This is a genomic window from Nostoc sp., from assembly GCF_036919575.1.
Lineage (GTDB): Bacteria > Cyanobacteriota > Cyanobacteriia > Cyanobacteriales > Nostocaceae > Nostoc.
Genome location: NZ_JBALBY010000002.1, coordinates 101,311 through 108,181 on the forward strand (window position 1 = coordinate 101,311; position 6,871 = coordinate 108,181).

Sequence of the window (6,871 nt, forward strand, 5' to 3'; positions counted from 1 at the left end):
GATTTAGCGCGATTTGGTTGGGGGAACATAAAACTTTTCTACGGCTAACTTTGACCAAAAAAAGCGCGATCGTACCATCAAGACACCGAGGGTAATAATTCCCACCAGTACTGCTGCTAATTTATTTCCCCAAGTTGATTCCAAGGAACCCAGGTAATGGGAACCAATCAACACAGCATGAATGGCACTCAAGAGCAAGGCTGGCACACCCAATAGATGAATCTGTCGCCAACGCTTGCCCAAAGATTTCTGCAATGATTCCCAACTAGTAAAAGCGACAGGGGACATTAATAACAATGCTACAGCACCCGCAGCCATACCCCACTGAAATTCTGGCGGCAGGAAAGAAAAGGCAGCAAAATTCCATTGCAATGAGTGTTCCATCATGTGGGCGGTGTGAACCACAGAAAGCACAAAAGATCCCACTCCCAAGCCCCGGCGGTAACGCAGTGGTGATGCCCACAAGCCACTAATCGGACGCGCAATTAACGCCAAGATTAAGCAAATTAAGGCGGCGTGTCCGGTGTAATCTACCATTGTGTCACCAGTCCGCAACAAGGTGATCGCGCCAATGATCAGTGTCACCCAACCGCCTAATCGAAATAACTGACTGCGCTTGTCTTTACTTACCAATGATGTGGAAACGCCTACACCTAACATCGTGGGGAGAGTTCCCAAGCCAAAAGCCAGCATAGTTGCCCCACCCATCCATAAATTGCCAGTTTCAGCAGCTTTAATTTGGGCAGCATAGAGGAAACCACAGGGCATTAAACCCCAAGTCATCCCCAAAAGCATTGGTGTCCACCATTTGGCTTTTAAGGAAAGCTTAACCATTCCTCTGCTGAGGCGATCGTGTAAACTACCTTGCAATAGGGGATGCAACACGGGAATGCGCGGCAGCAAATCGGGTTTTACTTGTCCTAAGCCAAACCAAATCAGCATTACACCAGTTATAATTGCCATCCAGCGCCGGAAGTCGCTGCCAACACCCGCTAGCTGTCCACCTTGCAGCAATACCGAACCTAGCGCCCCAATGCCAGCACCGACTAGAGCATAGCTCAACATCCGCCCCAGATTTAGCAAGATATGAAATTTTAATTGCTGTTGCCAAGTGTCAGACTTTTCTAAAGGTGATGTCTGTTTTGGCTGATGAGACAGAGAAAACGCCACTGTTAGGGGGCCACACATCCCAAAGCAATGTCCAAAACTCCCCAGAAAACCCAGGATTGCGATCAGCAATAAATCTACCATAAAAAAAGTCCTGAGTTCTGAGTCATGAGTTTTGAGTGTCAGAATAAAGATTTTGAAGAAGTAAGAAGAAATTGTTTTCTCTTTTTCTTTGCTCAATACTCAGGACTCCTCTAGTGCGGCAGTGTAAGTTAAGTTGCGATCGCTGTCAAAAGACAAACTGTCAAACTTGATGTTCACTCTAGCAAAGAAAGCCTGGGTGTAAAAAGCTGAGAGGATAGCCAAGATGTCATCTTGTGAATCAAATAATCCCAATGCCATTGAAGTAGATGGAATCTGCTTTGAAACTTTGATGCCTGAAGAAATGGTGCGCCTACCTAAATATGGGGAAGAAATCCCTGTTCAATTTGGAGTTCGCATTACTAATCAAACATCAACATCCTATCGCTTTGACTTGCCTTATGTTTTGCCAGAAATTTTAGATCCTTATGGCAGGGCAATGCAAAGGTCTTTAAATAAAAATGCAACAAGGAAGGTAAAAAAATCAGATATCCCACTAATCATGCCTGGAGAAAGTTTGGATTTTTTAATGGATGCCAAATTTAATTGGTATGACGAAAATTGCCTACAGCTTTTAGGCAATGCCATTTATGGAGGTCTTTGGATTTTCTGGTACATTCAGCCTGGGAAATATCAAGTTAGGTTCACCTATGACAATCAATTAGCAAAGAAGGAAATGTTTACATTACAAGAAGGAAGAACTGAAATTGATGAATTTTGGACAGGAAATATAAAAACACCTTTTGCAGCTTTAACTTTCAGATAATAATTGTAGCTTGGATGATATCAAATTATTGCTTTTTCTTTCCTTTTATTACTTGCCAATATCACAGTTATTTCAGAATTTAATTATTCAAAAATTCAGTAAATATAAGGATATGTGAAAGTCAGAAACAAGGTAAATCTATTTTAGACAAGATTCACTTTTTTATGACTTCAATGTTTTCAATAACCTTCTTTCACACTATGTCTCATGGTTAAATTATTGGCAACAGTTTTAGCGGGAATTTTAGGATTTTTTGGGGCAATGCTATTAAGCCATGTATTGAGAACTGTGATGGCTAATGAAAACATAAAAATTGAGAGGATAGCTAATATGACATCTTTTGAATCGAATAACAACAACGTACTTGAAGTAGATGGAATTCAATTTACAACTTTAGTACCTAAACAAGCAATAGATATTCCTCAATATGGTGAAGAAACTTCCAAGTCAAAAGCGGGGTGGGGTTCTTTTTTTGATTTATGCAAGAAGTCTAATATTTCAGATGTTCCCGAAATCACCATAAGATAATTAGCGGGGTATTTCTAAGATTGAGGAACATTAAATGACACTATTACAAGATAAAGTCGCAATTGTTACAGGTGCATCACGAGGAATTGGCCGAGCGATCGCAATTGAATTAGCCACACAAGGAGCGATCGCAGTTGTCAATTATGCCAGTTCGAGTGCAGCGGCTGAGGCAGTTGTTACAGAAATTATCGCAGCTGGAGGTCAGGCGATCGCTATCCAAGCTGATGTTTCTAAAATTGATCAAGTAGATGCACTAGTTAACGCCGTCATCGAAAAGTTTAGCCGTGTGGATATCTTAGTCAATAACGCAGGTATTACCCGCGACACCTTGCTTTTGCGTTTAAAGCCAGAAGATTGGCAAGCTGTGATAGACCTTAATCTAACTGGTGTTTTCTTATGTACACGCGCCATCAGTAAAATCATGCTGAAGCAGCGATCGGGACGAATTATCAACATTACCTCCGTAGCTGGGCAAATAGGCAACCCAGGTCAATCAAACTACAGCGCCGCCAAAGCAGGTGTAATCGGCTTCACCAAAAGCGTTGCCAAAGAACTAGCTTCTCGCGGGATAACGGTTAACGCCGTCGCCCCTGGCTTCATCACCACCGACATGACCAGCAATCTCAACAACCCCGAAGATATTCTCAAATACATCCCACTCGGTCGCTTCGGTCAACCCGAAGAAGTCGCTGGAATGGTGCGCTTTCTCGCCGCCGACCCCGCCGCCGCCTACGTCACCGGACAAGTTTTTAACGTCGATGGCGGTATGGTAATGGCGTGATGAGTGCTGAGTTAGGAGTCAGTAATTTTCGTAGGGTGCGTTACACCGTAGGCTAACGCACCATTTGTAATATCTGAAACCTTGCTAAAACAAACGTAATTACGAATTACGAATTACGAATTACGAATTCCGCCTTGCGGTACTAGGGCTGTTGGCGTATCCTTTGCCAGATGGTAAAGCCCAAAAGAAGAATAATGCTACTGGCGGTAGCCAGCATCACAGCCAAACTCATACCTTGTATTCTCATCGCCAGCAAGTTGAAAACTAAGGTAATTGACCAAAGCGTGAACGCAGCATGGCGCTGAGAGAGTCCCCAAGCAAGTAAGCGATGGTGCAGATGGTCTTTGCCAGGAGTACTCAGAGGGTTATTTCCTGCTAGTAGCCGCCGCACAAATACTTGAGTGGTATCTAGCACTGGTAACAACAGAAATAAAACCGTAGGAATTAACGCATAAACTGTGTTTTGTTGCAGTTTGCCTAAAATACTAGTTGCTGCCAGCACATAGCCAAAAAAGTATGCCCCGGCATCACCCATAATAATTCGTGACGGATGGAAGTTATGGCGCAAAAAGCCCAGTGCAGCACCTGCCAAGGCTGCGAGTACCAAGATTGCGGCTGCACGGTTGTTAAATTGGGCTGCAACCGCCAACAAACTCATGGCGGTAATAAAGCTGATTCCTCCTGCCAAACCATCCATCCCATCCATCAAGTTGATGGCGTTGGTAATCCCTACTACCCACAGTACTGTTAGCAACATGGACAGGAACGAGTCGATGGGGGTGCCAAACAGGACTTTGACGCTGATGCCATTAGCTACCAGCAAAAGTGCCGTGACAATTTGCGCCCACAATCGAACGGAGGGCGGTAAGCCGAACTGATCGTCGATAAAGCCTACAAGGACTAATATCGAACCCCCCAACAGAATAGTTAGAACTTGAGCCAATACGTTTTGGAGTTCGATCGGTCGCAAAAGGCTAGCTAATACCAGCGCGGCAATTACACCCGCGTAGATAGCTAGCCCCCCTGCATTGGGTAAAGGTTCTCGGTTGAGTCGTCGGGCGTTGGGTTGATCAGCCCAACCTACCTGCAAGGCGAATTTGCGTACTGTCGGAATTAAACGCCAAGTTACAACCCAAGCCAAGAGGAATGTAAATACTACCGCCAACCAGCCGGTGCCGCCAGGGTCGGCAATACCAAGGGACTTAAGGGAGTTCTCTAAATTCATCTCCCAATTCAAGCATTACTGCCAGTATCTAATATGAGCATCACCTGTATATTAATCAATTTTTTTATTTACCATTTATAAATTGAGCTGCTTGGGAAATTAGCACTCTTGACGTGTGAGTGCTAAATTGTCTAATGGAAGCGCTGGAGAAATAAAACATGGCGAAAATTATTGCATTTAACGAGGAATCGCGGCGAGCTCTAGAAAGGGGTGTTAACGCCCTTGCCGATGCCGTAAAAATCACCTTGGGTCCCAAAGGTCGGAATGTTCTTTTAGAGAAAAAATTTGGCGCACCTCAAATTGTCAACGATGGTATCACTGTTGCCAAGGAAATTGAATTAGAAGATCCTTTGGAAAATACTGGTGCAAGACTCATTCAGGAAGTAGCCTCAAAAACTAAAGATGTTGCTGGGGATGGCACTACCACCGCCACAGTTTTAGCACAAGCCCTGATTCGGGAAGGTTTGAAGAACGTCGCGGCGGGTAGTAACCCAGTTAGTTTGAAGCGCGGCATCGACAAAACTATTGAGGCACTGGTGAAAGAAATTGCCAGGGTAGCCAAGCCAGTAGAAGGAAGTGCGATCGCTCAAGTTGCCACTGTTTCAGCTGGCAATGATGAAGAAGTTGGCCAAATGTTAGCCTTAGCAATGGAAAAAGTCACCAAAGATGGTGTCATTACCGTTGAAGAATCCAAATCCCTAACCACCGAGCTAGAAGTAGTTGAGGGGATGCAGATTGACAGAGGTTACATTTCCCCCTATTTTGTCACCAACAACGAACGGCAAATCGTGGAATTTGAAAACGCCCGTATCCTAGTGACAGATAAAAAAATCAGCAGCATCCAGGATTTAGTACCGATTTTAGAAAAAGTCGCCCGTTCTGGTCAGCCCTTGCTAATCATTGCTGAAGATGTCGAAGGTGATGCTTTGGCAACTCTGGTGGTGAACAAAGCGCGGGGTGTACTGTCCGTGGCTGCGATTAAAGCGCCTGGGTTTGGCGATCGCCGCAAAGCTTTGTTAGAAGATATTGCGATTCTCACCGACGGACAGTTGATTTCTGAAGAAATCGGCTTAAGCTTGGATACCGCTGCTCTAGAAGCGCTGGGAACTGCCCGCAAAATCACCATTGACAAAGAAAACACCATAATTGTAGCTGGCAGTACCACCAAGCCAGAGGTACAAAAACGGATTGCTCAAATTCGCAGGCAGTTGGAAGAAACAGATTCTGACTACGATCGAGAAAAACTGCAAGAACGCATCGCCAAGCTCGCTGGCGGTGTGGCAGTGATTAAAGTGGGTGCGGCAACCGAAACCGAACTCAAAGACCGCAAACTGCGAATTGAAGACGCGCTCAACGCTACTAAAGCCGCCGTGGAAGAAGGTATTGTTCCTGGTGGTGGAACGACCCTAATTCACTTAGCTAAGACAGTAGAAGCGATTAAAAACAGCCTAGAAAACGAAGAAGAAAAAATTGGAGCTGATATAGTCGGACGAGCGCTAGAAGCCCCCTTGCGCCAAATAGCAGACAACGCTGGTGCTGAAGGTTCTGTGATCGTCTCTAAAGTCCGGGATAGCGACTTCAATATTGGCTACAACGCTGCTACCGGGGAATTTGAAGACTTGATCGCTGCTGGCATTATCGACCCTGCCAAAGTCGTGCGTTCAGCTTTGCAAAACGCTGGTTCCATTGCTGGTTTGGTCTTAACCACCGAAGCGATCATTGTTGAAAAGCCGGAGAAGAAATCTGCTGCTCCTGCCCCTGATATGGGCGGTATGGGTGGTATGGGCGGCATGGGCGGCATGGGCGGCATGGGCGGCATGTTCTAACTTCTGCTCACCCAGATCAATATTTTTTAAGCAGTTTGTCTCGCCAAGGCAAACTGCTTTTTATCGGATTGCTGATTTAGAGCCGATATGTTATACAAATTCGTAATTCGTAATTCGTCATTAAGATAGATAAATTTAACCTCACCCATATTGAGCATCCATCAAAAAATATTGCTCCAGGGTTAACGTTTCGGTGTTTCGCGCAGTCTGTAGCAGCTTCTGCTTTCCCTGTAAGAGCTTCCGCCTTAACGTTTCCGTGTTTCGCGCAGTCTGTAGCAACTTCCGCCTTAACAGTAAGAACTTCTGCCTTGACGTTTCGGTGTTTCGCGCAGTCTGTAGCAGCTTCTGCCTTGACGTTTCGGTGTTTCGCGCAGTCTGTAGCAGCTTCCGCCTTGACGTTTTGGTGTTTCGCGCAGTCTGTAGCAACTTCCGCTTTAAGAGTAAGAACTTCCGCCTTGACGTTTCGGTGTTTCGCGCAGTCTGTAGCAACTTCCGCT

General features: G+C 45.2%; 7 protein-coding genes. 4 read left to right on the forward strand and 3 right to left on the reverse strand.

Annotation, left to right across the window (positions count from 1 at the left end):
* Nucleotides 1-3: 3 nt before the first annotated feature.
* Nucleotides 4-1,251: an urease accessory protein UreH domain-containing protein gene (locus V7K27_RS00990; protein ID WP_334943446.1), complete on the reverse strand. Its 1,248-nt coding sequence runs from the start codon at nucleotides 1,249-1,251 to the stop codon at nucleotides 4-6.
* Between the two features lie 223 nt (nucleotides 1,252-1,474).
* Between V7K27_RS00990 and V7K27_RS00995 the strand changes: the two genes are divergently transcribed.
* The 3 genes from V7K27_RS00995 to fabG all read left to right on the forward strand — a co-directional run bounded on the left by V7K27_RS00995 (nucleotide 1,475) and on the right by fabG (nucleotide 3,323).
* Complete coding sequence (locus tag V7K27_RS00995; RefSeq protein ID WP_334943448.1) at nucleotides 1,475-2,014, forward strand: hypothetical protein; 540 nt, start codon at nucleotides 1,475-1,477, stop codon at nucleotides 2,012-2,014.
* Nucleotides 2,015-2,221: 207 nt separating this feature from the next.
* The gene (locus V7K27_RS01000; RefSeq protein ID WP_334943450.1) at nucleotides 2,222-2,542 is read left to right on the forward strand and encodes a hypothetical protein; all 321 of its coding nucleotides are present in this window, start codon (nucleotides 2,222-2,224) and stop codon (nucleotides 2,540-2,542) included.
* Between the two features lie 34 nt (nucleotides 2,543-2,576).
* Nucleotides 2,577-3,323, forward strand: a complete 747-nt coding sequence (gene fabG / locus V7K27_RS01005) for a 3-oxoacyl-[acyl-carrier-protein] reductase (protein WP_334943452.1) — start codon at nucleotides 2,577-2,579, stop codon at nucleotides 3,321-3,323.
* Between the two features lie 142 nt (nucleotides 3,324-3,465).
* Here fabG and V7K27_RS01010 read toward each other — a convergent pair whose 3' ends face one another.
* Complete coding sequence (locus V7K27_RS01010; RefSeq protein ID WP_334943454.1) at nucleotides 3,466-4,548, reverse strand: MraY family glycosyltransferase; 1,083 nt, start codon at nucleotides 4,546-4,548, stop codon at nucleotides 3,466-3,468.
* A gap of 158 nt (nucleotides 4,549-4,706) precedes the next feature.
* Between V7K27_RS01010 and groL the strand changes: the two genes are divergently transcribed.
* Nucleotides 4,707-6,374 carry a chaperonin GroEL gene (groL, locus tag V7K27_RS01015; protein ID WP_334943456.1) on the forward strand — a complete coding sequence of 556 codons (1,668 nt, stop codon included), beginning with the start codon at nucleotides 4,707-4,709 and terminating at the stop codon, nucleotides 6,372-6,374.
* Between the two features lie 76 nt (nucleotides 6,375-6,450).
* Here the strand turns inward: groL and V7K27_RS01020 are convergent.
* The coding region (locus tag V7K27_RS01020; RefSeq protein WP_334943458.1) for a hypothetical protein at nucleotides 6,451-6,871 on the reverse strand (421 nt) is incomplete at its 5' end.

Coding starts and splice junctions, on each gene's coding strand:
- V7K27_RS00990 (WP_334943446.1), bottom strand. CDS start 1,251: ATGGTAGATTTATTGCTGATCGCAATCCTGGGTTTTCTGGGGAGTTTT.
- groL (WP_334943456.1), top strand. CDS start 4,707: ATGGCGAAAATTATTGCATTTAACGAGGAATCGCGGCGAGCTCTAGAA.
- V7K27_RS01000 (WP_334943450.1), top strand. CDS start 2,222: ATGGTTAAATTATTGGCAACAGTTTTAGCGGGAATTTTAGGATTTTTT.
- V7K27_RS01010 (WP_334943454.1), bottom strand. CDS start 4,548: ATGAATTTAGAGAACTCCCTTAAGTCCCTTGGTATTGCCGACCCTGGC.
- V7K27_RS00995 (WP_334943448.1), top strand. CDS start 1,475: ATGTCATCTTGTGAATCAAATAATCCCAATGCCATTGAAGTAGATGGA.
- fabG (WP_334943452.1), top strand. CDS start 2,577: ATGACACTATTACAAGATAAAGTCGCAATTGTTACAGGTGCATCACGA.